The organism is Pseudomonas sp. CK-NBRI-02 (genome assembly GCF_008124495.1).
Taxonomy (GTDB): Bacteria; Pseudomonadota; Gammaproteobacteria; order Pseudomonadales; family Pseudomonadaceae; genus Aquipseudomonas; species Aquipseudomonas guariconensis.
This window is the reverse complement of the sequence record NZ_VSJH01000039.1, coordinates 32,529-57,687: the sequence shown is the minus strand read 5'-3', so window position 1 is coordinate 57,687 and position 25,159 is coordinate 32,529. Positions and strand designations below refer to the sequence as shown.

Annotated in this window: 23 protein-coding genes and 1 pseudogene; 11 read left to right on the top strand and 13 right to left on the bottom strand. The window is 63.3% G+C overall.

What is annotated here, in order from left to right; genetic code table 11:
* Positions 1-2: 2 nt before the first annotated feature.
* The 3 genes and pseudogenes from rsxB to metG form a co-directional block, all read right to left on the bottom strand.
* Positions 3-827: pseudogene (rsxB, locus tag DQ397_RS21550) on the bottom strand (electron transport complex subunit RsxB); the annotation flags it as partial.
* Positions 824-1,372: an Rnf-Nqr domain containing protein gene (locus DQ397_RS21545; protein ID WP_043213117.1), complete on the bottom strand. Its 549-nt coding sequence runs from the start codon at positions 1,370-1,372 to the stop codon at positions 824-826. The pseudogene rsxB and the gene DQ397_RS21545, both read right to left, overlap by 4 nt.
* Before the next feature lie 93 nt (positions 1,373-1,465).
* Complete coding sequence (gene metG, locus DQ397_RS21540; RefSeq protein WP_043213069.1) at positions 1,466-3,505, bottom strand: methionine--tRNA ligase; 2,040 nt, start codon at positions 3,503-3,505, stop codon at positions 1,466-1,468.
* A 161-nt stretch (positions 3,506-3,666) separates the two neighbouring features.
* Between metG and apbC the strand changes: the two genes are divergently transcribed.
* Positions 3,667-4,761, top strand: a complete 1,095-nt coding sequence (apbC, locus tag DQ397_RS21535; protein WP_043213071.1) for an iron-sulfur cluster carrier protein ApbC — start codon at positions 3,667-3,669, stop codon at positions 4,759-4,761.
* Between the two features lie 148 nt (positions 4,762-4,909).
* Here the strand turns inward: apbC and DQ397_RS21530 are convergent, their stop codons facing one another.
* Positions 4,910-5,122: a cold-shock protein gene (locus DQ397_RS21530; protein WP_043213073.1), complete on the bottom strand. Its 213-nt coding sequence runs from the start codon at positions 5,120-5,122 to the stop codon at positions 4,910-4,912.
* 326 nt (positions 5,123-5,448) lie between these two features.
* Between DQ397_RS21530 and dcd the strand changes: the two genes are divergently transcribed.
* Positions 5,449-6,015, top strand: a complete 567-nt coding sequence (gene dcd, locus DQ397_RS21525) for a dCTP deaminase (RefSeq protein WP_043213075.1) — start codon at positions 5,449-5,451, stop codon at positions 6,013-6,015.
* Positions 6,016-6,112: 97 nt separating this feature from the next.
* Positions 6,113-6,343, top strand: coding sequence for a hypothetical protein (locus DQ397_RS21520; protein WP_080642124.1), 231 nt, complete (start codon positions 6,113-6,115; stop codon positions 6,341-6,343).
* A gap of 21 nt (positions 6,344-6,364) precedes the next feature.
* Here DQ397_RS21520 and DQ397_RS21515 read toward each other — a convergent pair whose 3' ends face one another.
* The 8 genes from DQ397_RS21515 to DQ397_RS21480 form a co-directional block, all read right to left on the bottom strand.
* Positions 6,365-7,480, bottom strand: coding sequence for a succinylglutamate desuccinylase/aspartoacylase family protein (locus DQ397_RS21515; protein ID WP_043213078.1), 1,116 nt, complete (start codon positions 7,478-7,480; stop codon positions 6,365-6,367).
* A 107-nt stretch (positions 7,481-7,587) separates the two neighbouring features.
* Positions 7,588-9,246, bottom strand: a complete 1,659-nt coding sequence (locus DQ397_RS21510; RefSeq protein WP_043213080.1) for an ATP-dependent DNA ligase — start codon at positions 9,244-9,246, stop codon at positions 7,588-7,590.
* Positions 9,243-10,256, bottom strand: a complete 1,014-nt coding sequence (locus DQ397_RS21505; protein WP_043213082.1) for a ligase-associated DNA damage response exonuclease — start codon at positions 10,254-10,256, stop codon at positions 9,243-9,245. The genes DQ397_RS21510 and DQ397_RS21505 overlap by 4 nt, the downstream gene beginning before the upstream one ends.
* A 118-nt stretch (positions 10,257-10,374) precedes the next feature.
* Complete coding sequence (locus tag DQ397_RS21500; protein WP_043213083.1) at positions 10,375-12,816, bottom strand: penicillin acylase family protein; 2,442 nt, start codon at positions 12,814-12,816, stop codon at positions 10,375-10,377.
* Between the two features lie 203 nt (positions 12,817-13,019).
* Complete coding sequence (locus tag DQ397_RS21495; protein ID WP_011532538.1) at positions 13,020-13,223, bottom strand: SEC-C metal-binding domain-containing protein; 204 nt, start codon at positions 13,221-13,223, stop codon at positions 13,020-13,022.
* Between the two features lie 7 nt (positions 13,224-13,230).
* A complete protein-coding gene (locus DQ397_RS21490; RefSeq protein WP_043213087.1) occupies positions 13,231-13,707 on the bottom strand; it encodes an LEA type 2 family protein in 477 nt (158 codons plus the stop codon).
* A 2-nt stretch (positions 13,708-13,709) separates the two neighbouring features.
* Complete coding sequence (locus DQ397_RS21485) at positions 13,710-14,186, bottom strand: YchJ family protein (protein ID WP_043213090.1); 477 nt, start codon at positions 14,184-14,186, stop codon at positions 13,710-13,712.
* Positions 14,187-14,190: 4 nt separating this feature from the next.
* Positions 14,191-14,685: a DUF6231 family protein gene (locus DQ397_RS21480; RefSeq protein WP_043213092.1), complete on the bottom strand. Its 495-nt coding sequence runs from the start codon at positions 14,683-14,685 to the stop codon at positions 14,191-14,193.
* 158 nt (positions 14,686-14,843) lie between these two features.
* Between DQ397_RS21480 and DQ397_RS21475 the strand changes: the two genes are divergently transcribed.
* The 4 genes from DQ397_RS21475 (at position 14,844) to DQ397_RS21460 (ending at position 17,458) form a co-directional block, all read left to right on the top strand.
* A complete protein-coding gene (locus DQ397_RS21475) occupies positions 14,844-15,533 on the top strand; it encodes an OmpA family protein (RefSeq protein WP_043213095.1) in 690 nt (229 codons plus the stop codon).
* Between the two features lie 86 nt (positions 15,534-15,619).
* The gene (locus DQ397_RS21470; protein ID WP_043213096.1) at positions 15,620-16,336 is read left to right on the top strand and encodes an OmpA family protein; all 717 of its coding nucleotides are present in this window, start codon (positions 15,620-15,622) and stop codon (positions 16,334-16,336) included.
* A gap of 95 nt (positions 16,337-16,431) precedes the next feature.
* A complete protein-coding gene (locus tag DQ397_RS21465) occupies positions 16,432-16,707 on the top strand; it encodes a DUF1145 domain-containing protein (protein ID WP_043213100.1) in 276 nt (91 codons plus the stop codon).
* On the top strand, positions 16,700-17,458 hold the full coding sequence (locus DQ397_RS21460) for a hypothetical protein (protein ID WP_043213102.1): 759 nt from the start codon (positions 16,700-16,702) through the stop codon (positions 17,456-17,458). The genes DQ397_RS21465 and DQ397_RS21460 overlap by 8 nt, the downstream gene beginning before the upstream one ends.
* A 313-nt stretch (positions 17,459-17,771) precedes the next feature.
* On the opposite strand, the gene DQ397_RS21455 is transcribed toward DQ397_RS21460, so the two are convergent.
* Positions 17,772-18,236, bottom strand: coding sequence for a CopD family protein (locus DQ397_RS21455; RefSeq protein ID WP_043213103.1), 465 nt, complete (start codon positions 18,234-18,236; stop codon positions 17,772-17,774).
* A 98-nt stretch (positions 18,237-18,334) separates the two neighbouring features.
* Between DQ397_RS21455 and dinG the strand changes: the two genes are divergently transcribed.
* The 4 genes from dinG to DQ397_RS21435 all read left to right on the top strand — a co-directional run bounded on the left by dinG (position 18,335) and on the right by DQ397_RS21435 (position 25,157).
* Positions 18,335-20,479, top strand: a complete 2,145-nt coding sequence (gene dinG, locus DQ397_RS21450; protein WP_043213105.1) for an ATP-dependent DNA helicase DinG — start codon at positions 18,335-18,337, stop codon at positions 20,477-20,479.
* Positions 20,480-20,554: 75 nt separating this feature from the next.
* Entirely contained in the window at positions 20,555-22,780 is a 2,226-nt protein-coding gene (locus tag DQ397_RS21445; RefSeq protein ID WP_043213106.1) for a beta-galactosidase, read from the top strand.
* Positions 22,781-22,934: 154 nt separating this feature from the next.
* Positions 22,935-24,080 carry an EstA family serine hydrolase gene (locus tag DQ397_RS21440; protein WP_043213107.1) on the top strand — a complete coding sequence of 382 codons (1,146 nt, stop codon included), beginning with the start codon at positions 22,935-22,937 and terminating at the stop codon, positions 24,078-24,080.
* Between the two features lie 99 nt (positions 24,081-24,179).
* The gene (locus DQ397_RS21435) at positions 24,180-25,157 is read left to right on the top strand and encodes an OmpA family protein (protein WP_043213109.1); all 978 of its coding nucleotides are present in this window, start codon (positions 24,180-24,182) and stop codon (positions 25,155-25,157) included.
* Positions 25,158-25,159 lie beyond the last annotated feature (2 nt).

Sequence of the window (25,159 nt, the reverse complement as noted above, 5' to 3'; positions counted from 1 at the left end):
TCCGCCCCGGCCTGAAGGGCGTCGAAGTGCTGTTGGGCTTCTTTGGCGGCTTTTTCCAGTAGGTTTAACTGGGCGTGCTGCGCCTCGTTCGGTGCGGCGCCGAATGCGCTGCGGGCTTTGTTCAGTTGCGCGCGGCTCATGGCCGCTGCGATCTTGGCTTGCTTGAGGGCGGCATCGTTGTGGGCGGCCTTTTGTGCCTTGACCCGTTCGATAGCGGCTTTGATCGGGTCGGATGCGTCGCCACTGGCGGTCGGATTGCTCGCAGCACGCTGGCTGCGTGCCATACGTTCGGCCTGGCGACGTGCTTCCTCGCGCTGCAGTCGGGCATTGCGTTGTTCGTGGCGATGACGGGCGTGGTCACGACGTTTGGCGCGGGCATCGAGTTGTTCGGCAGTGTGAGCCAGGCCGCCGACGATAGGTACGATCTTGTCGGGCAGGGGCAGCAGGTCGATACAATCGACCGGGCAAGGCGCCAGGCAGAGGTCACAGCCGGTGCACTCGCTGGCGATGACCGTGTGCATCAGCTTGGCAGCGCCGACGATGGCATCCACTGGGCACGCCTGGATGCATTTGGTGCAACCGATACATTCGGCCTCGCGAATAAAGGCGACTTGGGGCGGTGCGTTACCACGCCCGGTGTCCAGTGCAATGACCGGCACCTTGAGCAGGTTGGCAAGGGCGGCGATGGTTTCGTCGCCGCCGGGTGGGCATTTGTTGATCGCTTCGCCCGCGGCCAGCCCTTCGGCATAGGGCCGGCAACCGGCATGGCCGCACTTGCCGCATTGGGTTTGCGGCAGCAGGGCATCGATGCGTTGAATCAGACTCATTGTGTAAATAATCCGTTGAAACCGGAAAATGCCATGGTCATCACTCCGGCTCCGATCAGGTCGATGGGAAGGCCACGCAAAGCACTGGGGAGGTCTGAATGATCGCTGCGCTGGCGCAGGTCATCGAACAATGCCAGGGCAAGCCAGAAGCCCAATCCACCGAATACGCCCCATCCCCACACCGCCAACCATCGATCATTCGCATGGATGACCTGTAGCAGCAAGCCTAGCACCAGGGCGTTGCAGAGCAGCCAGGGCAGCAGGTTCTGCAATGGCCAGGTCGGCTGTATCCGCTGGAGCGCATTGGCGATGCCCCAGCCCAGTAACAGCGACAGCGGTAGGAACAGGAACAATTGCAGGTCCTGCAGGCCCAACGCATTCAACACTTGATCATGCAAAAGCTTTCCAAGCGGCAGGCCCAAAAGCATGAGTAAGGCTATGGATGCGCCGAGCAAGTGAATCCGCAGGCGAGAGACCGGCGTCCTATGCAAGATCAGGTGATTGATCAACGCAGCGCTGACCAGAACCAAGACGTAGTCGTTCATGGGGATGCCGATGGCCGGGGCTGCCGTCATTATCCGGTAGGCGGCCGGGGATGGAAATGCCCCGGCACTGGGCCGGGGCAGAAACGCGGACGCTTACTTGATGCGCTGGCCAGGCTTGGCGCCGCTGTCAGGGCTGAGCAGGTAGATCTCTTCGCCACCCGGGCCGGCCGCCATGACCATGCCTTCGGACACGCCAAAGCGCATTTTCCGTGGCTTGAGGTTGGCGATCATCATGGTCAGACGGCCTTCGAGCTTGGCTGGGTCAGGATAGGCCGATTTGATACCGGAGAACACGTTGCGACGCTCGTCGCCAATGTCCAGGGTCAGGCGCAGGAGCTTGTCGGCCCCTTCAACGGCCTCAGCTTTGACGATCAGCGCCACGCGCAGATCGACCGCGGCAAAAGTGTCGAACTCGATTTCTGGCGACAGCGGGTCTTTGGTCAGCTCACCGTTGCCTGCCGGGACCGGGGATTGGGTGGCAGCCAGGTCTTCCTTGCTGGCGGCGACCATGGCTTCGACCTTAGCAGGCTCGATGCGATTCATCAGTGCCTTGAATGGGTTGAGCTTGTGGTTTTCCAGGCGCGACAGGTGGTCATTCCAGGTCAGCGGCGCGACGTTGAGGAAGGCCTCGGCATCGGCAGCCAGCAGCGGCAGCACAGGCTTGAGGAAGATCACCAGTTGGCGGAACAGGTTGATCCCCTGGGCGCAGATGGCCTGGACCTCGTCCTGCTTGCCTTCCTGCTTGGCCAGGGACCAGGGGGCCTTGTCGGCAATCCAAGCGTTGGCGCGGTCGGCCAGTGCCATGATTTCACGCATGGCGCGGGAGAAATCACGGTTCTCGTAAGCTTCGGCGATCGACGGCGCAGCCGCGAGGAAGGCCTCGCTCAGTTCGGGTGCGGCATCGCCGGCGACCAGGACGCCCTCGTTGCCCTTGTGCACGAAGCCTGCGCAGCGGCTGGCGATGTTGACCACTTTGCCGACCAGGTCGGAGTTGACCTTCTGCACGAAGTCGTCGAGGTTCAAGTCCAGGTCGTCGACGCCACGGCCCAGCTTGGAGGCGTAGTAGTAGCGCAGGTACTCGGGGGCCAGGTGGTCCAGGTAGGTACGCGCCTTGATGAAGGTGCCGCGCGACTTGGACATCTTCGCGCCGTTGACGGTCAGGTAACCGTGCACGTTGATGCCGGTCGGCTTGCGGAAGCCCGCGCCTTCGAGCATGGCCGGCCAGAACAGGGCGTGGAAGTTGACGATGTCCTTGCCGATGAAGTGGTACAGCTCGGCCTTGGAGTCTTCTTTCCAGAACGCGTCGAAGTCCAGTTCCGGACGACGCGCGCAGAGGTTCTTGAAACTGGCCATGTAGCCGATCGGCGCATCCAGCCAGACGTAGAAGTACTTGCCGGGTTCGCCTGGAATCTCGAAGCCGAAGTACGGCGCATCACGGGAGATGTCCCACTCCTGAAGGCCCGAATCCAACCACTCGGCGAGTTTGTTCGAGACCGCTTCCTGCAGGGTGCCGCTGCGGGTCCACTGCTGCAGCATGGCCTGGAAATCCGGGAGCTTGAAGAAGAAGTGCTGGGAGTCGCGCAGCTCCGGCGTGGCGCCGGAGATTGCCGATTTTGGGTTCTTCAACTCGGTGGGTGCGTAGGTGGCGCCGCATTTTTCGCAGTTGTCGCCGTACTGGTCTTCGGCCGCGCACTTGGGGCAGGTGCCCTTGATGAAGCGGTCGGCCAGGAACATGCCCTTCTCGGGGTCGTAATACTGGGTGACCGAACGGGTGGCGATGTGGCCGGCGTCGCGCAGGCGGGTGTAGATCAGGCTCGACAGCTCGCGGTTTTCTTCGCAGTGGGTCGAATGGAAGTTGTCGAAGTCGACCAGGAAGTCGGCGAAGTCGCTGCTGTGCTCGGCCTGGACATTGGCGATCAGTTGTTCGGGTGTGATGCCTTCCTTTTCGGCGCGCAGCATGATGGCCGAGCCGTGGGCGTCGTCGGCGCAGACATAGATGCACTGGTTGCCGCGCAGCTTCTGGAAGCGCACCCACATGTCCGTCTGGATGTACTCGAGCATATGGCCAAGGTGGATTGAACCGTTGGCATAGGGCAGGGCGCTGGTGACGAGAATCTGGCGTGGCTCGGACATGGTGGCTCGGCTACTTAATCTGGCGACAGGATGGAAAAATAAAGATGATCGGCAACTATAAAGGGCTGACGAATATATTTCACCCCAAGGACGCATCTGCTGACGATTGACGGGTTAGCATAGGCACCTGTTCGATCTAAAGCCTGCCAATGGGAGCCTCCATGAGTGCCGTCACACGTGCCGCCGTCGAAGGCGTGCTTCGCCAGTACACCGACCCCTATCTGAACCAGGATCCGGTCAGCGCCGGTTGCGTGCGCGCTATCGATATCCAGGGCGGCCAGGTCAATGTGCAGTTGCAGTTGGGCTATGCGGCCGGGCTGTTCAAGAATGGCTGGGCGCAGGTGCTGGGCACGGCCATCGAGAACCTGGACGGCGTCACGGCCGCACAAGTGTCCGTCGAGTGCGTGGTCGTGGCGCACAAGGCCCAGGCTCAGGTCCCGGCCATGGCCAACGTCAAAAACATCATCGCCGTGGCCTCGGGCAAGGGCGGGGTGGGCAAGTCCACCACCGCTGCCAACTTGGCCCTGGCCCTGGCCCGCGAAGGCGCCCGGGTCGGCATCCTGGACGCCGATATCTATGGCCCGAGCCAAGGTGTCATGTTCGGTATCGCGGAGGGCACCCGCCCTCAGATCCGCGAGCAGAAGTGGTTCGTGCCGATCAAGGCGCACGGCGTGGAAGTCATGTCGATGGCCTTCCTCACTGATGACAATACCCCGATGGTCTGGCGCGGCCCGATGGTCTCCGGCGCGCTGCTGCAACTGGTGACCCAGACTGCCTGGGATAACCTGGACTATCTGGTGATCGACATGCCGCCTGGCACCGGCGACATCCAGTTGACTCTGGCGCAGAAAGTGCCGGTGGCAGGTTCCGTGATCGTTACCACCCCGCAGGATCTGGCGCTGCTGGATGCGAAGAAAGGCGTGGAGATGTTCCGCAAGGTGAACATTCCGGTGCTGGGTGTGGTGGAAAACATGGCCGTGCACATCTGCTCGAATTGTGGTCATGCCGAGCATTTGTTCGGCGAGGGGGGCGGGGAGAAGCTCGCCGCTCAGTATGGCGTCGACCTGCTGGCCTCGCTGCCCCTGTCGATGTTGATCCGCGAGCAGGCCGACAACGGCAAGCCGACCGCCATTGCCGAGCCGGAAAGCCAGATCGCCATGGTCTACCAGGAACTGGCTCGCCAGGTAGGGGCGCGGATCGTGCTGCAGGAAGCTGCGGCGCCTGCGATGCCGAACATCACCATCAGCGAGGACTGACCCGCAGGACCGACAGGTTTGCTTCACGGGTAAACCCGCTCCCGCCGCTGTGGTAGCGGGTTCAATCCGCGAAGAAGCCTGCAAATTTCTGCGTCAGGCATAAAAAAACCCGCCATATGGCGGGTTTTTTTGAAGCGCGAAAGAAGGATTAACCTTCGATGCGAACTTCTTCAGCCTGCATACCTTTCTGGCCGCGGGTAGCGACGAAAGTAACAGCCTGGCCTTCTTTCAGGGTTTTGAAGCCGTCAGCCTGGATGGCCTTGAAGTGTACGAACAGATCGTCACCCGACTGAGGGGTGATGAAGCCGTAGCCCTTCTCATCGTTGAACCACTTGACGGTACCGGATTGGCGGTTGGACATGGTATGTCTCCTTGGACAAAGTAGATTTCGGCACAGGAACACCCTGGCCGGGACTGAGTGCAAAGAGAGCGGAAAATTCAGCGATGGGCCGATAGGAATCGTGCATCAAACAGAGATTCTCGGTGTCACGTGCAGCACAGTGGCGCCACCTTAACCCACTTTCCCCGACCTGCCAATGGTCAATGACGGCTTTGTCGAAAATCGGATCGGCGGCGGCTGCAGCTCCCGTCCGGCGCGGGATTGCGGGATGGAACTTTGCCGTAGCCGCCGGGACCGGTAAGATGCGCGTCTCGTTTTTCACCTAGCACTTTCAGGACACTCCCGCCATGAGCATCAAATCGGACAAGTGGATTCGCCGCATGGCGCAGGAACACGGCATGATCGAACCGTTCGTCGAGCGCCAGGTGCGCGGCGGCGAGGACAGCCGAGTCATTTCCTTCGGCGTGTCCAGCTACGGCTACGACGTGCGCTGCGCCGATGAATTCAAGGTCTTCACCAACATCAATTCGGCCACTGTCGACCCGAAAAACTTCGACGCCGGCAGCTTCGTCGACGTCAAGAGCGACGTGTGCATCATTCCTCCGAACTCCTTCGCCCTGGCCCGCACCGTCGAGTACTTCCGCATTCCGCGCAATGTGCTGACCATCTGCCTGGGCAAGAGCACCTACGCGCGTTGCGGCATCATCGTCAACGTCACGCCGCTGGAACCGGAGTGGGAGGGTCACGTGACCCTGGAGTTCTCCAATACCACCACCTTGCCGGCGAAGATCTATGCCAATGAAGGCGTGGCGCAGATGCTCTTCCTCGAATCCGATGAGGAGTGCGAAGTGTCCTACAAGGATCGCGGTGGTAAATACCAAGGGCAGCGCGGCGTCACCCTGCCACGCACCTGAGGCGACGAGCGCGGGGAATTCCTCGCCCGCCAGGCACTCCAATGGCTAGAACGATCCGGTGCGCATGACGCGCATCGGGCATCGCCGGGAGCCGCCAATGAAACTTCACCCCGCAATCAGTGCGAAGCTCGCCGTCCTGCAGCCCAACCAGATAGGGCTGCTGGCTTGGTCATTGCTGGCGCACCCTTCAACGCCCGTACAAGCCGGTGGCGTACCCCATCAGCCCGACCCCGACACACCTCAGCCCCCGGATCCTGGCGAGTCGCCACCCATGGAGCCGGGAGAGCCGACCTTGCCTGACGAACCACCTCCTTCGCCGGTGGCCTGAGGGCCAGCCAGCACGACGGGCTCAGTTGGCCAGCAGGTAACCGCTGCGACAGACCTGCTCGCCCGCCACGTGGGCGACGACCATGCCCGCTGTGGCCATGCGCCTGACGCTGCGTGCATAAAGGAGGCCAGGCTGGGTATTGCGCACCGCGGTCACCCGGTCGTTCAGCGGATCGATGACCTCCGCGATCAGCTCGCCCGCCTCCAGGTATTGGCCGGGTGTCGCGTGGAAGACCAACAGCCCGCCCAACGGCGCCACCACAGGCTCCACGGCGGCCAGCGGCGTTGCCGGGTAGGCCAATGGCGGCAGGCCGGGCGCTTCTCCCGAAATCACCCCAGCATGGGTCAGGAAATTGAGTATCCCTTGGCAATCCTGAGTGGCCAGGTCGTGGCTGACATCTGCCTGCCCGCGTAGCTCGACAGTCACAGAGAAACTGCCCAGAGGGATGGGGAACTGCTTGCCAAAACGTTGCTGTAACTGCCACCACACCAGGCTGAAGCATTCATCGAAAGACTGGCCGCCGGAGTCCGTGGCCAGCAGGCTGGCCTGCACGCCCAGATAGCGGGCCAGCGGCTCTACCTGATCCCAGGCCTCCGGTGTGGTGTACAGATGCTCCACGGCCTCGAAGTCGCAATGCAGGTCCAAAACCATATCGGCATCGCACGCCAGGCGTTGCAGGGTCAGGCGCTGGGATTGCAGTGGGGTGCGCGCGGGATGCGCATCCAGGCCCCGGCGCAGGTACTCGCGGATCAGGGCCAGGTTGTGCGAAGGATCATGGGTCAGATGGCCCTCGATCTGATCGCCGATACTGTCGGACAAATCAACGAAGTTGCGGTTGAAGTTTTCGCCACTTTGCAGCTCGAAGCGCCCCAAGGGCGCGTCCAGGAGCACCTGTTCCAGGCCCACGGGGTTGGCCACCGGAACGAGGATGATCTCGCGTTGCAGCCGCCCGTCCTGTTCCAGCTCCAGCAAACGGCGCTTCAGGTGCCAGGCCACCAGCATGCCGGGTAGCTCGTCGGCATGCAGTGACGCCTGGATGTACACCTTGCCACCGCCGCGAGGGCCGAAGTGGAAGCTATGAAGCTGGCGGGCAATGCCCGGGACAGGGGACAGCAGGTCGTGGGTCGAATGATGCATGGTGGTCCTGGCTGAAGTGGCGAATACGGTCTGCGATGACAGTCGGCAGAAAGATAGAAGCATAACTTCTGCCATTGCGCAGCCTCCTTGCGCGGGTTTGCCCGCACTCAGGCAAGCAAGGCCTGCAAGGTGGCCAGGTCGTCGGCTTCTTGCACAGGTTTGTCATGGCGCCAGCGCAGCATGCGCGGAAAGCGCACCGCGATGCCGCTCTTGTGGCGTTTGGACAAGGCAATACCCTCGAAGCCCAGCTCGAACACCAGTGTCGGGGTCACACTGCGCACCGGGCCGAAGGTTTCCACCGTGGTCTTGCGGATAATGGCATCGACTTGCCGCATTTCTGCATCGCTCAGCCCGGAATACGCCTTGGCGAAAGGCACCAGGGTGCGTCCGGGAGTCCCCGGTGGCCCGTCCCAGACGGCAAAGGTGTAATCGCTGTACAGGCTGGCACGACGGCCATGACCGCGCTGCGCGTAGATCAACACGGCATCGACGCTGAAAGGATCGATCTTCCACTTCCACCACAGGCCCATGTCTTTGGTGCGGCCCACGCCATAGAGGGCATCGCGCTGCTTGAGCATCAGACCTTCGACGCCCAGACTGCGTGACTGCTCGCGTTGGCGGGCGAGGTCATGCCAGTCGCTGCCCTGTAGCAACGGTGACAGCAGCATCGGGGCCAGTGGGTACTGCTGCGTCAGGTGTTGCAGTTGGGCCCGACGTTCATGTTGAGGCCGGTTGCGCCAATCTTCACCCTGCCATTCGAGCAGGTCATAGGCTTGCAGCACCACCGGCGCCTCGGTGAGCAACTTCTTGCCCAGCGTCTTGCGGCCCAAGCGCTGTTGCAGCAGGGCGAAAGGTTGCACGGCGACATCGCCGGCTTGGCTGCCCGGTTTCCAGACCAGGATTTCACCATCGAGCACTACACCGTCAGGCAAAGTGGTGGCCAGGCTGTGCAGTTCCGGAAAGCGCTCGGTGACCAGTTCCTCTCCCCGCGACCATATCCACAGCTGGCCATCGCGCTTGACGACCTGTGCGCGAATGCCATCCCACTTCCACTCCGCCTGCCAGGCAGACACCGGGCCGAGCAATGTCTCGAACTGCTCGACGGAAGCCTGCAGCGCGTGGGCGAGGAAGAACGGGTAGGGCTGGCCGCCGCGTTGGCGATGTTCGTCGGCAGATTCGGCGGCGATCAGCTGCAGGTAGTCTTGCGCCGTCGGGCGGTGGCTGAGATCGGTATAGCCCACCAGGCGCTGCGCCACGCGTTTGGCATCCAGACCGGCGAGCTGGGCCAGGGCGCGGGTCACCAGCAGTTTGGACACCCCGACGCGGAAGCTGCCGGTGATAAGTTTCAGGCATAGCATCAAACCGGGTCGATCCAGCTGCGACCACAAGCCTGGCAGGCGTTGACGGATGGTTTCCGGCGGTAGGCCGCGCAGGGGCAGCAGGTGCTCCTCGACCCAAAAGGCCAGTCCCTCGTCATTGCCATGCGGGTTGTCCGGGAGCACCAGGGAAATAGTCTCTGCCAGATCGCCCACAGCCTGGTAGCTTTCTTCGAACAGCCAGTCGGGCAAGTGCGAAAGTTCAAGGGTGAGCTCGCGCAGCAGACGGGTAGGGACCATTTGCCGCGGACGGCCGCCGGCCAGGAAGTACACGGCCCAGGCTGCATCCTCGGCAGGTGCGTCTGCGAAGTAGTCGCGCAGGGCCTCGAGCTTGGCATTGCTGGATGTGGTCGCGTCCAGGCGCAGATAGAGCTCGGCGAAGGTCTTCATGTGCCAGCCTCGGTGTCGGTCTCGTCCTCGTCGCCGTATTCGGTAGCGAAGGCGCGGGCATCGAGGCCCTGTTCGTTGAGGTAGCGCACCAACACATCGACCGAGCCGTGAGTGACCATCACCCGCTCGGCGCCCGTCTGCTCGATCGCCCATAGCAGCCCCGGCCAATCGGCATGATCGGAGAGCACGAACCCGCGGTCCACGCCGCGGCGTCGTCGGGTGCCGCGCAGGCGCATCCAACCGCTGGCCAAGGCGTCACTGTAATCGCCGAAGCGCTTCATCCAACTGCTACCGGCCGCCGAAGGCGGAGCCAGCACCAGGGCCTGGCGCAGCATCGGATCGTTGCGGGGGATGTCGCCTGCATAGTGCGTCGGGGCCAGGTGCACGCCCGCTTCCCGATAGACGCGGTTCAGAGGTTCCATCGCGCCATGGACCAGAATTGGGCCGGCGTGCGGGTCCAAGCCGTGGAGGATCCGCTGGGCCTTTCCGAAGGCATAGCAGAACAGCACGCTGGTTTTGCCCTGTTCACGGTTGGCCCGCCACCAGGCATCGATCTGCGCCATCACCTCGGCCTGAGGTTGCCAGCGGTAGATTGGCAGGCCGAAAGTCGACTCACTGATGAAGGTATGGCAGCGCACCGGCTCGAACGCAGCGCAGGTGCCGTCCGGCTCGATCTTGTAATCTCCCGAGGCGACCCAGACCTCGCCTCGGTATTCCAGGCGCACCTGGCCCGAGCCGAGCACGTGGCCAGCGGGGTGAAAACTCAAGGTCACGCCCCGGTGTTCGAGGCGTTCGCCATAGGCAAGCGTCTGCAGCTGGATGTCCGGCCCCAATCGGCTGCGCAGGATGCCTGCACCGGGGGCGGCGGTCAGGTAATGGTGATTGCCGGGCCGGGCGTGATCGCCGTGGCCGTGGGTAATCACTGCGCGGTCCACCGGGCGCCACGGGTCGATGTAGAAATCACCGGGCGGGCAATAGAGGCCTTCGGGGCGGGCGATGACGAGATCCATAGGCGTGCCGGTTGGCTAAGGGCTTGTAACCTCAGAGCACGACAGGGTCACGGAAGTTCTTGGTGAAGGAACCGCGAGCGTCCAACGGCGGACGTCGCGGTTCAAAGGGGGCTTGCGATCAGCGGCCAGGGACCAGGGTGAGTCGCTGCGAGCCATAGGCGCGGGAGAAGTTCTGCTGTTGCAGCGGCAGGTTCATGAAACGGCCCTGGAACCAGGCGTCCAGGCCATCGCTGTAATGCCGGCTCGCCGGGTTCCCGGACTGGCCATTGCTCGTCAGCACCTGCAGCGGTTCGGCCTGCCCGAAATCGACGATCATGCGCGCCGATGCCGGCAGGTAGGTATCGAAGCTGCCGCCCCAGGCATAAGGCGTCAGCGCCAGGGTGCTGAAATCGCCGCCTGCGGCCATGGGGTTGCGGCTGATGGCATCACCCAGGCCATGGTAGGTCGGTGCTGGCCAGCGATACTGGTGCAGCTTGCCCCATTGCCAGGCGCGACGGTCGCTGCCCAGCTGGGCGACGCCAGCATCCACGGCCCCTGCCAGGCTACGGGCGAGAATGGCAGGCTTGTCTTCTTTTTGCGGCGTGTTGCGGTCATCCCAGAACGGGCTGTCCTCGCGGCCCAGCAAGTGGTCGGCCTGGGCCGAGTAGGAAAGCTGCGCATTGCCGATGAACGCTTGCCAGGCCGGGCTGGACTCCGGGCCCAGATCGTCGAGGAAGGTCTGGCGAGCGACCTCCTGCAGGAACAATGCATACAGCGCGGCATCGGCCGATACCGGGTTCAGGCGGCCATCGAAAGCCTTTAGCCGGGTCAGTGCTTCACGCGCTTTGTCCCGCTGGGCGGCCGGTAATGCGTCGATCGCTTGAGTGAGCGACTGGGCCATGCCGGGGGCGTCGAACATCTGCTTGAGTTTGTCTGCCAGCAGAGCGACCTGGTCGTTCTGCAGGGCCATCAGGCTACGGCTGTCGTGGCGGCCGTTGCCGGCCAGCTGGGCCAGGCGCTCGGCGCGCTCGGGGTAGTACCAGGTGTTGGACAGCTGCATCCCGTAGCCACGTGGCAGGCTGCGTTGGTTGGCATGGCCGACCCAGCCGGCGACCGGGTCCTGGTCGTAAGGGTGCAGCATTGGATCGGCGTAGCCATCCCAGTCGTAACGGCTATCCCAGCCGGGCGAGGGCAGCAGGCCCTGGCCTTCGCGGCGGTTGGGGTAGCGGCCGCTGACCTGCCAGCCGATGTGCTGCGGTTCGGCGAAGACGAAGTTCAGGGCAGCGGCGCCGACTTCACGGGTATTGTCGAAGGCCCGCTCCACCGACGATGCGCGGGTCAGGTCGAACAGCGCGTCAAGGCTGCGATCGCCTTTGAGTTGTGGCAGGTTCAGGGCCAGGCCGAGGCTGGCATTGGCCGGTTGGCTGAGCAGAGTGCCGTGGCGGGTGTCGTACATGACTTCACGCAGGGGACGTTGACCGCGGACGAAGAAGGTTTCGCTGCGTGCGCGGGCAGGTTGCCACTTGCCATCGGCCAAGTAGCTCACCTGGCTGCCCTGGTGACGCAATTGCTCCAGATACAGGTCCTGGTTGTCGGCCATCACCGCGCTGCTGCTCCAGGCCAGCTTGCCGTTGTAGCCGGCGAGGATGATGGGCAGGCCCGGCAGTGCCAGGCCTGCGACTTGATACTTGCCGGTGTGGATCTGTACCGGGGCGAGGGCCCACGTGGCGCGGCTATCGCTGGCCAACAGGCTCTTGCCGCTGCGGCTGCGTTGCGGCGACAGTGCCAGGTTGGCCGAGCCGGGGCTGCCCAGCAGGCCCAGGTCGGCGAGCTTCTGCCCTGCAGCGCCCAAGCGCTCCAGGCCTGGCAGTTGGCTCTTGAGGTTCAAACCCTTGAGCTTGTCCAGTTCGGCTTCGGCCAGTGGCTCGTCGGGAGCACCTGGCAGCAGCCAGGCGAGCTTGTCGCTGCCGACTTTCTGCGCCAGGGTCAGGGCGGTCAGTTCTTCCTGCAGGTTCACCGACTGGCTGAAGGCATACAGGCTGAAGATCAGCGCCGAGTCCTCAGGCTTCCAATACTCCGGGCGATAGCCGCTGCGGGCCAGGTCCGCAGGCAACTTGTCGCGGTAACGGAACAGATAGGCGTTGACGCCGCGGGCATAGACCTCGAAGAACCGCTTCAGGCGTGGCGAGGCGTCGGCGTAAAGCTGTCCAGCGCTTTGCTTGAGGTTGGCAGCGCGCATCAGACGATCGATGTCCAAGGCGTCAGGGCCGGCCAGTTCAGCCAGGCGCCCTTGGGCCAGCAGGCGCATGGCGACCATCTGCTCGATGCGATCGCCGGCCTGCACGTAGCCCAGGCTGAACAGGGCATCATGGAAACTGCTGCTTTCGATCAGCGGTGCGCCCATGGCGTTGCGGCGTACCGAGACATTCTGTGCCAGGCCTTTGAGCGGTTGCACACCAGTGGTCGGAGGCACGCTGTCCTGGTAGCCGCCCACCTGACAGCCGGCAAGGCCGAACATGCCGAGCACGACGGCAGCGGGGCCAAACCGAAGGCGGAAGGGGGGAAGGACGGGGGCTGCCATGACAAGGCTCCTGCAGGGCGTGGCGGGATTCGGAAAGGCGCTACGTTAGTGAGCGCGCGGTCGCCATGCAAGGTGCCTGTAGGCTTTATTTTCAGGGGGCTGCCCAGTGGTTGGCCGGACCTGAAGTTTCAAGCTTCAAGTCAAAGCAGGTCGAGGGCGAGTCTGCTTTTTCTTGTCGCTTGAAACGTGCCGCTGCCGCGGGGTCAGGCCCCGTGGCACTTCTTGAATTTCTTCTGGCTACCGCACGGGCACGGGTCGTTGCGGCCAACGTCTTTCAGAGCGTTGCGCACCGGCTCCTGATGGCCATGGTTGCAGTGCGGGCCGTGCACGTGGCCGTGGTCGTGATCATGGTGATGGTCGTGACCGTGGTTGCAGTCCGGGCCATGAACATGGGGTTGCTGGGTCATTGCAGGGTTACTCCGGTTGAAGATCGCCGGGGATTATCTCACCACTGCGCGACAAGTGCAGGTCCCGATGGATGATCAGTCCCGTGTGCAGTTCGGCTTGCAGGCGGTAGTGCAGAGGCTGCTCGCGCTTGAGCATCTTGGCCAAGGGCTTGAGCTTTTGCCACAAGTTGGTTCGGGCCGTGATCTTGAACGTGCGCTGGGCGTGGCCGCCGACGCTTCGCCACAGGCTGGCTTCATCCTGCACCAGCAACAGGTCGTTCAGGCGTACCGAGTAGTCCAGGCTGCGGATGAACAAGCGGCTGTCGTTGGGGTTTTCGACCCGCACGTGGAGAATGAACTCCTGTTGCAGCAACCGGGCCTTGACCGTCTCGACCCGGACCAGGTGCACCTGCGGTTCGCGCCATTCGTCGTCACCCCAGCTCGCACAGCCCGCCAGGAGCGTCATCAGCAATGACAGGGCAAGCAGGCGGGCCAGGGTGCTCATGGTCAGCTACCGATGTAACTGGCGCAGCACTTCTTGAACTTCTGTCCGCTGGCGCAGGGGCAAGGGTCGTTGCGTCCGGCCTTGAGTGAAACTGTCGGGTCGATGAAGTACCAACGACCACTGTTCTGAACGAAGGCAGAGCGCTCGCGGTGCTGGTGATCGCCGTGCTGGTCATGCCAGCGTGCGGTAAAGCTGACGAAGGCGTGCTCAGGCTGTCCGCCCAATACCTCGGCGTTCTCGACCTCTAGGCCAAGCCAGGTGCTCTGGGCGCTCCAGGCAGCGATCGCGGCGCGGTCCAGGCCGGCCTGCTGGGCCGGCAGGGTGGTGTCCACCAGATAGTCGACCAAGCCCAGCACATAGGCGCTGTAGCGCGAGCGCATCAGGGCCTGGGCGTCGGGCGCCGGGGTGCCGGCATGGTATCGCCCGCAACAGGCATCGAGCAGGTTGCCACTGCCGCATGGACAGACCGAGACACTCATTGAATCACCACCAGTACTTGCCGAAGTTTTCAGGGTTTGCCCAGAACTTGGCGTTGAGCCAGTCCGGGACCTGCTTGTAGTCATGTAGATCATAGGTGAACAGGCTCAATACCTGCTCGTCTCGCCGGAACTTCTCGCTGGCCGACAGCGCCAGGGCGAAGAAGTCCGTGTCCTGCCAGCCGCAGGCTTGCAGGTCGGCGAGCACTGCAACCCGGCTGGCATTGAGGTTGCGGATGCCGCCGAGCAACTGAAGGCCGGTGCGCTTGGGCAGGTGCTCCAGACAATCCACCAGTACCGCAAGGTCGAAGCGCTGGGCGGCGGCCGGTGCGGGCAGCGGGCCTGGCGGGACCACTTCGATATGCACTTGCGGATGCGCCTGGGCGAAGGCTTCCAAGGCCGGGAAGCGCGTGCCCACCAGCAGCAGACGCTGGGGTGTGAAGCGCTCGAGCAAGGCTGCCAGGGCCTGCTGTGGGGTGCGCTGGGAGAAACTGTCGGTCATTGCCAATCCTCGTTCAGGTCGTCCTAGCCTATCGGGCCGGGAGCGCTCGGCAAAGAGGCGTGGTGCCCTGTGTGGCTTATTGCTGGCAGAGAGGAAGCGGGCGGTCTTTACTCCGAAGGATCGGTCTTATGCCGATTCCCCCTAGGAGATGCGACAAAATGAGCATAGTACGCACAGCGATACCCCTGGTCCTGCTCACCAGCGTGTTGACTGGTTGTGCAGGTTTGCAAAAAACCGACTGGCCGAAGTGTGCCGCCGTCGGGGGTGTAAGTGGCGCAGCCCTCGGTGCCATCGAGAGTTCCACTTGGGCGGGTTGGGGCGCGCTGCTTGGCGGTGGCCTGGCGGCGGGCTACTGCTGGGCCCACGGCGATGGCGACGAAGATGGCGATGGCGTACCGGACAGCCGGGACAAGTGCCCTGGCACGCCACGCGGTGTACAGGTCGATGCCAACGGCTGCCCACCGGCACCGGCGCCGGTCGAGGAGGTGGTGGTACAGAAGGAAGAGGTCATCGTCATCCGCGACGTGCACTTCGAATTCGATTCCGCCCGCCTGACTGCCACCGACAAGGAGCGACTGAACACCATTGCCACCCGACTGAAGCAGGAAGCGCCCAGCGCCCGCCTGACCGTCACCGGACATACCGACAGTGTGGGTTCTGATACCTACAACCAGAAACTGTCCGAGCGCCGTGCGCATTCGGTCACCGACTATCTGGTCGAAAGCGGTGTGCCACGTAGCAGCTTCGTTGCGGTGGTAGGGGCCGGGGAGTCCCAGCCGGTTGCCGACAACGCGACGGCTGATGGCCGTGCCATGAACCGCCGCACCGAGATCAAGATCCAGCGCTGACGGCATGCGCCCATGCCTTGAGCAGTGGCATGGGCGCGTCTTTACTCGGGTGACCGGTAGAGACCGGTGACACAGGAGCATTGATCATGGGTGTTATGTCGAAGGCGGCGTTGCCGCTGGTGCTGGTTACAGGCCTGCTCGCCGGTTGTGCCACCCACAGCGATGGCAGCGCGCCCCTCAATCAAAGGACCTGGCCCCTGTGCAGCCTGCTAGGCGGGCTGGTCGGCGGCGGCCTGGGTGCCATCGAGAATTCCAGTTGGGCTGCCGGTGCCGGAGCGCTCGGCGCCATCGCCGGTGGCTTGATCTGTTACGCCCAGGACGGTGACGGGGATGGTGATGGCGTGTTCGACCGTCGCGACCGCTGCCCTGATACCCCGGCCGGGACGTCGGTCAATCACATGGGCTGCCCGTTGCCGCAGTATCCGACAACGCCACCGGCAGGCGAAGCGCCGGTGCCTGAGGTCATTACCCTGGATGACCAGGGGCAGGTGCTGTTCGCCTTCGACTCGGCACAGTTGACCGTCGAGGCCCAGCAACGCCTGCGCGCCTTGCTCCCTCAGCTGAGCGATCCGCAGGTGACCCGTATCAAGGTCATTGGCTTTACCGACAGCGTCGGCACCGATGCCTACAACCAGGGCCTGTCTGAGCAGCGTGCCGGCAGTGTCGCGGAGTTCCTGATCGCTCAGGGTCTGGCCGCGGACAAGGTGACCAGCCAAGGCCGCGGCGAAAGTGAGCCTGTGGCCGACAACGACACAGAAGAAGGTCGGGCTCGTAATCGACGGGTAGAACTGCACCTGAATTGACACCTCTAGCGCCTACCCTGGCATAGGTTTACTGTTGGCTGCACGGCCTGCTCGCTCGGGCCTTGCAGCCATAACAACAAATTCAGGGGGCGGGTATGAAATTCATCCTGGGCCTGGGCAAGGCCCTGACGGTGGTGTTCTGGTGGGTGGTGCTGGTGAACCTGTTCATGCCGCAACCGCTGCCGTTCAATCTGTTACTCAATGCCGCGGGGATTTTCCTGCTGAGCCTGCACTGCCTGGAAGTGCTGTTCTTCAATGCCAGCTTGCGCGGGCGTAGCCACCGTTGGTTCGATCGGCTGCAGATCCTGCTGACGGGCATTTTTCATGTCATGTCCATTCCCAAGCCCTTGGAGACGCCACGCCATGCGTAAGGTGATGTTGATGCTGGCGTTGACCAGTCCCATGGTCCAGGCCGAAAGCCTGGACGTTGCGGCCCATTCGGTGCTGCGCCTACCGAACAAAGCGAGCAGCGTGCACCTTGAGCAATTGCAGATCGCCGATTCGGCGACACTGTTGCTGCCCGCGACGCTGACGGAACTGAAGGTGGATCGTCTGGTGCTGGGGCGCGATGCGCGCATAGCCATTACCCCCGCCGAGGCCCCTTTGCGTATCGAGACCGGTGTTGCCGAGCTGGGTGACGGCAGCGAATTCAGTGCCACCGGCGCTGCCGGCACTTATGAACGCGCCGCTCGGCCTGGGCGGGATCTGGAACTCAGGCTGAACGGGTTGCAGGCGCAGCGGCTGTCGATCGATGCCCGAGGCGGCGCCGGTGCGCCAGGCTATGTCGGGCTCGATGGTGCCAACGGCAAAGCCGGCGGTTGTACCTGGGGCCAGGCTAGCCGCGGCGCCAATGGAGACGACGGTGGAAACGGGCATGATGGCGCTTCCGGTGGGCGCATTCGCCTGGCTGTGCCGGAGGGGTTCCCGCCGGAGCGTATCCAGGTTCGGCTCGATGGCGGTGCGCCGGGCAAGCCGGGTGCGGCGGGCAAGGCTGGCTTGGGCGGCGCCAGCAAGGGATGCCTTGTTTATCGAACCGACGCCGGTGCGGATGGGCGGCCAGGCGTGGAGGGGCAGCCCGGGTTGGCAGGAGCGGCTGGGGAGTTGGTCCTGGAGCGCTTATGAGTTGATTCTTGGGGCGAAGCTGGTTCAGTTCGTCCCAAGCACCTCCACTCGGCGTGCTGATGGTGGCCCGTTTGGGACGGTGGAGCGACCGTCAACCATTCAAGTTGGTGCCGCTGCGCGGCCCATCGCAGGCTTCGCCAGCGCCAGGTTCTGTGCTGTTTCGCCTTTGATGCGCGATAGTCCAGGCGCTATCAATGGCGACCTCAAGGCCGCGTGGAGGTTTATGTAGAGCTGGCGCGCAGTGCCCTTCGGCGTGAGCCGAAGTCGCGAGATGGAGGCTTGCACCGCTAGCCGGAGAAGCCCAAGCCCAACCTCAAACCAAAACCCGCGAACTGGCCACCACCACAACCAAAATCCCCAACAGCAAATTAACCCCGACCATTCGACGAATCTGCCCAAGCACGCCAGCCCCCGTCGCCCAGTCCTCAGCCGTCACTGCCGCCCGCAGCTGTGGCAGCAACAGCGCCTGAACCCGCATGAACAACGCAAACATGGCAATCCCACCCCCAATCATCACCTGGATGTAACGCGGTGCGGTCTCGAAGCCATTGAAGCGCAGGTGCAACATCCCGATACCGCTTATCGCAAGAATGACCACTGCCAGCCAGACCCATCGGAAGAACCGTCGGAAAACTTCCACCCACAACTTCAGTCGTGCAGGCCCTTCGAGGGCTGAAACCGCCGCTGGCCGCAGTACCAGCCAGGCGAAGAACATACCGCCGACCCAAACCAGGGCCGCGAGGACATGCAATGTGTAGGGCAGGGCAAAGGCAAGCATCCGGATCTCCATGCGGCATAAAGGGCAATAGCGGGGTATGATAGCCGGCCCATGTGAAACACTGAAAATTTATCCAGCCCTCCGGGCGCCTGCAGACCATGATCAGCAACGAACTCAAAGCCACCATCCAGGGCGCCTACTCGCGTTTTCTCGAAGCCAAGAGCCTAAAGCCCCGCTACGGCCAGCGCCTGATGATCGCCGAAGTGGCCAAGGTGCTCGGCGACATCGCCTGTGACGATGAAGGACGCCGTGCAGGCGAGCCCGCCGTGGTCGCGCTCGAGGCCGGTACCGGTACCGGCAAGACGGTCGCCTACAGCCTGGCCGCCATTCCCGCCGCCAAGGCTGCCGGCAAGCGGTTGGTGATCGCCACAGCAACCGTCGCCCTGCAAGAGCAGATCGTCTTCAAGGATCTGCCCGACCTGATGCGCAGCAGCGGGCTCAACTTCAGTTTCGCCCTGGCCAAGGGCCGTGGCCGCTATCTGTGCCTGTCCAAGCTCGACATCCTGTTGCAGGAGGGGCATGCCCAATCGGCCACCGCGCAGCTGTTCGAGGAAGAGGGCTTCCGCATCGAGGTCGATGAAAAGAGCCAGAAGCTGTTCAACAGCATGATCGAGCGGCTCGCCGGCAACCGTTGGGACGGCGACCGCGACAGCTGGCCCGAGGCACTCGAGGACCAGGACTGGGCCCGTCTGACCACCGACCACAGCCAATGTACGGGGCGCCACTGCCCGAACTTCCAGCAGTGCGTGTTCTACAAGGCCCGTGAGGGTATGGGCAAGGTCGATGTGATCGTCACCAACCATGACATGGTCCTGGCCGATCTGGCCCTGGGCGGCGGTGCCGTATTGCCCGATCCGCGCGATACCATTTACGTCTTTGACGAAGGCCATCACCTGCCGGACAAGGCCATTGGCCACTTCGCCCATTACTCGCGGCTGCGCTCGACCGCGGATTGGCTGGAGCAGACCGCCAAGAACCTCACCAAGCTCTTGGCTCAGCATCCTTTGCCGGGTGACCTGGGCAAGCTGATCGAACAAGTGCCGGAACTGGCGCGGGAAGTGCGTACCCAGCAACAGTTCATGTTCACCCTGTGCGAGCAGGTCGCGGATTTCCGTCCCGGTGAAGACATGGAAGGCCGGGAGCGTCCACGCTACCGCTTCGAGGGCGGTGTGGTGCCGGAGCAGATTCGCGAGGTTGGGATCGAGCTGAAGAAAGGCTTCGCCCGTCTCAATGATGTTTTCACCCGGCTGGCCGACCTGCTCAAGGAAGGCATGGACGGTGAGGTCAACATCGGTATCGCCAGTCATCAGGCCGAGGAATGGTACCCGCTGTTCGGCAGCCTGGTGACCCGTGCCCAGGGCAACTGGGAGCTATGGACCGCCTTTACCGCCGAGGACCCCGAAGACAGCCCGCCCATGGCGCGTTGGCTCACACTTGCCGAAAGTGGTGCGCTGTTCGACATCGAGGTCAACGCCAGCCCCATTCTGGCTGCTGAAATGCTGCGTCGCAGCCTGTGGAACGTCGCTCATGGCGCCTTGGTGACCTCCGCGACCCTCACTGCCTTGGGTAAATTCGATCGATTCCGCATGCGCTCGGGCCTGCCACGCGATGCGATCACCTGTGTCGTACCCAGTCCGTTCGTGCACGGCGATGCAGGCCTGTTGCGGGTCCCTGACCTGGGAGCCGACCCGCGCGACGTGCCGGGACACACTGCAGCCATCATCCGCGAACTGCCGGGCATGCTCGAGGAGGCCCGTGGCGCGTTGGTGCTGTTCTCGTCGCGCAAGCAAATGCAAGACGTGTTCGATGGCCTGGATCGAGACTGGCGCAAGCTGGTGCTCATCCAGGGCAATCTGTCCAAGCAGGAAACCCTGAACAAGCACAAGGCGCGCGTAGATGACGGCCAGCACAGTGTGCTTTTCGGCCTGGCGAGCTTTGCCGAGGGTGTCGACCTGCCCGGCGCTTACTGCGAACACGTGGTCATCGCCAAGATCCCCTTCGCCGTACCGGACGATCCGGTCGAAGCGGCCCTGGCCGAGTGGATCGAAGCCCGTGGCGGCAACCCGTTCATGGAGATCGCCGTCCCCGACGCCTCGTTGCGCTTGATCCAGGCCTGCGGTCGCCTGCTGCGTACCGAGCAGGACCGCGGGGTGATCACGTTGCTCGATCGTCGCCTGGTCACCCAGCGCTATGGCAAGGCTATCCTCAATGCGCTGCCGCCGTTCCGGCGGGAAATTTCCTGACGGTCGCGGCTCGGCTGCGACCTGCTGTTCATTACCTGTCACGGACCCATGGCCCTGAAGGAGAGCTTCAACCCTATGATCCGCCGCACCCTGCCTGCCGTTCTCGCCCTGTTGTTCAGCTCGCCCTTGCTGGCCGGGCAGCAGACGTTGTTCAGTTTCGTGCGTCCGGCAGCGGTGGTCAATGTGACTACAACCGATGCCAATATGCCGCAATACAACGCCGAGCAGACCACTGAAGGCGAGGTGCTGCGGCGCGTGGTGTTCAACCCAGTGCAGCAGCCGACCTTGCGCCTGAGCCCGCAGAATGGCGCCTGGGATTGGTCAGCCGGCCAGGCCCTGACCCTACGATTGCAAAGCGCCATGGACTGGGCATTGACTGTGGACGTAACGGTGCAGAGTAGCGACGGTCGCACCCTGAGCAGCCGTATCGACCTACCTGCGGGCCCTGCTCAGACGGTGCTGGTGCCTTTGCGGGCCCGTTCGCCATTGAGCCAGGGCATGCGCGCCGGGCCGCCAATGCCCTGGATGTATGAGGGGCAGCGCGTATTGCTCGCCAGCAGTGCAGGGGAGGTGGATCTTGCGCAGGTGGTTGGCGTCAGCCTGAGCATCCCCAATCCGAAGGTGGCCCAGAGCCTGCTGATCGAGAGGGTCGGTATCCAGGACGATGACCAGGTCTTCACGGCCGCCTACGAAGGGCTGCTCGACGCCTACGGCCAGTCTACGCGCGGGCGATGGCCTGAAAAAATCACCAGTGATGAGCAGTTGAAAGCCGCCCGAGGACGTGAGCAGCAGCAGCTCAAGGGCTGGCTTGATGCCCGCGGCAAACAGCAGCTCGATGCCTACGGGGGGCTGCTGGCCGGGCCTGCATTCGAAGCCAAAGGGTTCTTTCGAACCGAGAAGCGCGACGGACGCTGGTACCTGGTGACGCCGGATGGGCACGCGTTCTATTCCCTGGGCGTCAATGCAGTGGCCGCCGATGGCGGGCGCACTTATGTGGCGGGCCGCGAAAGCATGTTCAAGGCTTTGCCTGGCGAGGGTGAACCGCTGGCAGCCTTCTATGGGCAGGGTAACAACGACGATGGCAATGCCTCATCCCAGGGGCGCAATTTCAAGCAAGGTCGCTGGTTCGACTTCTATGCAGCCAATCTATACCGCACCTATGGCGAGCCTTGTCCGCCAAGCCCAGCGGTGCCGTGCCCACCAGCCTCCCTGGATGCTGCACGCTGGCAGGCCCATACCTTGGACCGGCTGCAGGCCTGGGGCTTCAACACCCTGGGCAACTGGAGCGATCCGGCGCTGGGGCAGGCTCGGCGGATGCCCTATACCCTGCCGTTGTCAATCGTCGGCGACTACACCAGCATCAGCACCGGCATGGATTGGTGGGGCCGCATGCCCGATCCGTTCGACCCGCGCTTTGCCATGGCGACCGAGCGTGCGGTCGCCATCGCGGCTCGGGATCACCGTGATGACCCATGGCTGATCGGCTACTTCGCTGACAACGAACTGGCCTGGGCGGCCCCTGGCGAAGACCCCAAGGCCCGCTATGGCCTGGCTTACGGCACCTTGCGCCTGACGACCGATGTGCCGGCCAAGCGCGCCTTCCTCAAACAGTTGCGCGACAAGTACCGCAACCAGCAAGGTTTGTCCAAGGCTTGGGGCATCGACCTGCAGGCCTGGGAGCTGATGGAAGACCCTGGTTTCGAAGCGCCTTTGCCGAACCCCGAGCATCCCGAGATCGAGCGCGACTACCAGTACTTCCAGCAGGTATTTGCCGAGACGTATTTCAAGACCATCTCCGACGCGCTCAAATGGCATGCACCCAACCACCTGTTGCTGGGCGGTCGATATGCAGTGAGCACCCCGGAAGCGGTCAAGGCCTGCGCCGAGTTCTGCGACGTGCTCAGCTTCAATTTCTATACCCTCAAGCCTGAGGACGGCTATGACTTCGCTCGCTTGGCTGAACTGGACAAGCCCGTACTGGTCTCGGAGTTCCAGTTCGGCTCGCGCGATCGTGGACCGTTCTGGCCGGGGCCGGTGGAGGTCGCAAGGGAGGAGGACCGTGGGCCGGCCTATGGCAACTTCCTCAAGGCGGCTCTGGGCCAGCCGATGATCGTCGGTGCGCACTGGTTCCAGTACCTTGATCAGCCAGCCAGCGGGCGCCTGCTCGATGGGGAAAACGGCCACCTTGGCCTGGTCGCCATCACCGACGTGCCGTATCCGGGGTTTGTGGAGGCGGTGCGCAAGAGCAACCAGCAGGCGCTCGAGCACCTACGCAAAGGCCTGGAGCAGCCTGTGCAATGAGGGCAGGGCCGCTAGGCGGCTATATGGGAGTACCAACAGAGCGTAGCGGCCCCGTGCCACGTATGACCATCCGGCCACATTCAGTTTGCAAATTGGCCAACTACTGGAACAATGCACGACTTTCGTTGAGATGAGTCGTACGGAGAGCTGTCGGGTGCAGATCCAGGGTCACTATGAGCTGAAGTTCGAGGCGGTGCGAGAAGCCTTCGCCGCGTTGTTCGACGATCCCCAGGAGCGTGGTGCGGGACTGTGCATCCAGGTTGGCGGCGAAACCGTGGTGGATCTGTGGGCCGGCAGTGCCGACAAGGACGGCCGCGAGGCCTGGCACAGCGACACCATCGCCAACTTGTTCTCGTGCACCAAGACCTTCACTGCCGTCACCGCGTTGCAACTGGTCGGGGAGGGCAAGCTCAGCCTGGATGCTCCTGTGGTGCGCTACTGGCCCGAGTTCGGCCAGGCCGGCAAAGCGTCCGTGACCTTACGCCAATTGCTCAGCCACCGGGCTGGCCTACCGGCCATTCGCGAACTGCTGCCGGCCGAGGCGCTTTACGACTGGCAAGCCATGGTCGACGCCTTGGCAGCCGAAGCCCCCTGGTGGACGCCGGGCACCGAGCACGGTTATGCCGCTATCACCTATGGCTGGCTGATCGGTGAGCTCATCCGGCGTGTCGATGGGCGTGGCCCAGGCGAGTCGATCGTCGCCCGTACTGCTCGTCCCCTGGGGCTGGATTTCCATGTCGGTCTGGCCGACGAAGAGTTCCATCGCGTGGCGCACATCGCCCGCGGCAAGGGTAACCCCGGCGACGCGGCGGCCCAGCGCCTGCTACAGGTGACCCTGCGTGAGCCCGAGGCCTTGTCCACTCGTGCCTTCACCAATCCCCCGGCCATTCTCACCAGCACCAACAAACCTGAGTGGCGACGCATGCAGCAGCCAGCGGCCAATGGCCATGGCAATGCCCGTAGCCTCGCGGGGTTTTACGCCGGCCTGCTCGACGGCAGCTTGCTGGAGTCGGAACTGCTCGATGAGCTGACCCGTGAGCACAGCCTTGGCCAGGACCGAACCTTGTTGACCCAGACACGCTTCGGCCTGGGTTGCATGCTCGACCAGCCTGATGTGGCCAACGCGACGTTCGGATTGGGCGCCCGGGCCTTCGGTCACCCAGGGGCCGGCGGTTCGGTCGGATTTGCCGATCCGGAGTACGACGTAGCCTTTGGTTTCGTGACCAATACGCTGGGCCCCTATGTGCTGATGGACCCTCGTGCCCAGAAGCTGGTACGCGTTCTTGGCACTTGCCTTTGATCGGGTAGTGCGGGTAATGCCCAGGCCCTTTGACTATCCTCAATGCCAACGCCTGATGTGTGTTGGCAAAATTTCTTTCTATTTCATGGTGTATCGCTGATGTCTTCACATAAAACCTTAGCACTCGCTCTGTGCCTGGCCGTTACCGGCTGTGCCCAGCATTCGCAAAATGCGTCGAGCGACGCAGGCCACAGCTGGTGGCCGTTCGGCTCGGACAAAGTGGCCGAGCAGGAAGTGAAGGAAGCCGTGACTGAAAAGGTGGCCAAGGCCGATGCCAAGTCCGAGAGCGGCAGCCGCTGGTGGTGGCCGTTTGGCGGGGACGACAAGCAGGCCAAGGGCCCGGTTGCACCCAAGATCGACCAGAAGGCCACCCAGGCCTGGCTCGATGAATACGAGCCAAAGCTGCGTGAAGCCATCAAAGACAGCAAGTTCGAGTTGGAACGCCGTGACAACGTGCTCGCGGTGACCATCCCCGTGGACGGCTCCTACAACCCGGATCGCCCTAACATGCTGCTACCGATGACCCTGGGCCCGATCACTCGCGTGGCCAAGACCGTCGAAACCGACCCCAAGACCGCCGTGCTGATTCTCGGTCACGCCGACACCAGCGGCGCCGCCGCAGCCAATCAGAAGCTCAGCCTGGAGCGCGCAGCTTCGGTATCGGCGATTTTCCGCCTCAGCGGCCTGCAGCGTGACCGCTTGACCCTCAAGGGCATGGGCTCGGTAATGCCACGTGCTGCTAACGACAGCGCCGAAGGCCGCGCTCTGAACCGCCGCGTTGAAATGCTGCTGACCCCACAGAACACCATGGTTGCGCTGCTGGCCAAGTACCAACAGGCAGCGCCTGCACCTGCGCCTGCGTCGATGGTTGCCACCCAGGACGCTCCGGCTCCCGCAGCCAAGGCAGCCGCCGGCAAGCCTGCGGCGAAGGCAGCCGCCAAGCCGGCCGCCAAAAAGCCAGCCGCCAAGGCCAAGGCTCCTGCCAAAGCCACTGCGAAAAAGAAAGCCGCACCGGCCAAGCCGGTTGCAAAGAAGGCCACGACTGAAAAGAAAGTAGCCTCTGCGAAGACCAATTGATC

What these genes read in the sequence shown, in the direction of transcription:
- DQ397_RS21545 (WP_043213117.1), bottom strand. Translation starts at nt 1,372, where the DNA reads ATGAACGACTACGTCTTGGTTCTGGTCAGCGCTGCGTTGATCAATCAC.
- metG (WP_043213069.1), bottom strand. Translation starts at nt 3,505, where the DNA reads ATGTCCGAGCCACGCCAGATTCTCGTCACCAGCGCCCTGCCCTATGCC.
- apbC (WP_043213071.1), top strand. Translation starts at nt 3,667, where the DNA reads ATGAGTGCCGTCACACGTGCCGCCGTCGAAGGCGTGCTTCGCCAGTAC.
- DQ397_RS21530 (WP_043213073.1), bottom strand. Translation starts at nt 5,122, where the DNA reads ATGTCCAACCGCCAATCCGGTACCGTCAAGTGGTTCAACGATGAGAAG.
- dcd (WP_043213075.1), top strand. Translation starts at nt 5,449, where the DNA reads ATGAGCATCAAATCGGACAAGTGGATTCGCCGCATGGCGCAGGAACAC.
- DQ397_RS21520 (WP_080642124.1), top strand. Translation starts at nt 6,113, where the DNA reads ATGAAACTTCACCCCGCAATCAGTGCGAAGCTCGCCGTCCTGCAGCCC.
- DQ397_RS21515 (WP_043213078.1), bottom strand. Translation starts at nt 7,480, where the DNA reads ATGCATCATTCGACCCACGACCTGCTGTCCCCTGTCCCGGGCATTGCC.
- DQ397_RS21510 (WP_043213080.1), bottom strand. Translation starts at nt 9,246, where the DNA reads ATGAAGACCTTCGCCGAGCTCTATCTGCGCCTGGACGCGACCACATCC.
- DQ397_RS21505 (WP_043213082.1), bottom strand. Translation starts at nt 10,256, where the DNA reads ATGGATCTCGTCATCGCCCGCCCCGAAGGCCTCTATTGCCCGCCCGGT.
- DQ397_RS21500 (WP_043213083.1), bottom strand. Translation starts at nt 12,816, where the DNA reads ATGGCAGCCCCCGTCCTTCCCCCCTTCCGCCTTCGGTTTGGCCCCGCT.
- DQ397_RS21495 (WP_011532538.1), bottom strand. Translation starts at nt 13,223, where the DNA reads ATGACCCAGCAACCCCATGTTCATGGCCCGGACTGCAACCACGGTCAC.
- DQ397_RS21490 (WP_043213087.1), bottom strand. Translation starts at nt 13,707, where the DNA reads ATGAGCACCCTGGCCCGCCTGCTTGCCCTGTCATTGCTGATGACGCTC.
- DQ397_RS21485 (WP_043213090.1), bottom strand. Translation starts at nt 14,186, where the DNA reads ATGAGTGTCTCGGTCTGTCCATGCGGCAGTGGCAACCTGCTCGATGCC.
- DQ397_RS21480 (WP_043213092.1), bottom strand. Translation starts at nt 14,685, where the DNA reads ATGACCGACAGTTTCTCCCAGCGCACCCCACAGCAGGCCCTGGCAGCC.
- DQ397_RS21475 (WP_043213095.1), top strand. Translation starts at nt 14,844, where the DNA reads ATGAGCATAGTACGCACAGCGATACCCCTGGTCCTGCTCACCAGCGTG.
- DQ397_RS21470 (WP_043213096.1), top strand. Translation starts at nt 15,620, where the DNA reads ATGGGTGTTATGTCGAAGGCGGCGTTGCCGCTGGTGCTGGTTACAGGC.
- DQ397_RS21465 (WP_043213100.1), top strand. Translation starts at nt 16,432, where the DNA reads ATGAAATTCATCCTGGGCCTGGGCAAGGCCCTGACGGTGGTGTTCTGG.
- DQ397_RS21460 (WP_043213102.1), top strand. Translation starts at nt 16,700, where the DNA reads ATGCGTAAGGTGATGTTGATGCTGGCGTTGACCAGTCCCATGGTCCAG.
- DQ397_RS21455 (WP_043213103.1), bottom strand. Translation starts at nt 18,236, where the DNA reads ATGCTTGCCTTTGCCCTGCCCTACACATTGCATGTCCTCGCGGCCCTG.
- dinG (WP_043213105.1), top strand. Translation starts at nt 18,335, where the DNA reads ATGATCAGCAACGAACTCAAAGCCACCATCCAGGGCGCCTACTCGCGT.
- DQ397_RS21445 (WP_043213106.1), top strand. Translation starts at nt 20,555, where the DNA reads ATGATCCGCCGCACCCTGCCTGCCGTTCTCGCCCTGTTGTTCAGCTCG.
- DQ397_RS21435 (WP_043213109.1), top strand. Translation starts at nt 24,180, where the DNA reads ATGTCTTCACATAAAACCTTAGCACTCGCTCTGTGCCTGGCCGTTACC.